Raw genomic sequence first — 263 nt, forward strand, 5'->3', positions numbered from 1 at the left:
GTAGCGGTACCACGGCTCGATGCGCGTATCCGCCGCAATTAGCGGCCGTACGAAATCGAACAGCTGGTAGCCGTGGCGCGCGAACAGGTCGCGCCAGAATTCGTAGCGCTGCTCGTTGATGTGGTTTTCGCCGCCCTGGCCGGGCACGGCGGCAGAAAACAGCACGTGTTTGCCATGCCGGACGAGATTGTCGACGAGTACCTCGCTGGATGCCTTCGGTACGTGCTCGCCGACTTCAAGGCACTGGACGAGATCGAACGCTC

At 62.0% G+C, this 263-nt stretch carries 1 pseudogene; it reads right to left on the bottom strand.

Annotation, left to right across the window (positions count from 1 at the left end):
• Positions 1–263, bottom strand: a pseudogene (locus tag SB658_RS24820) (hypothetical protein); the annotation flags it as partial.

The organism is Bacillus sp. SIMBA_008 (assembly GCF_046535495.1).
Classification (GTDB): Bacteria; Bacillota; Bacilli; order Bacillales; family Bacillaceae; genus Bacillus; species Bacillus subtilis.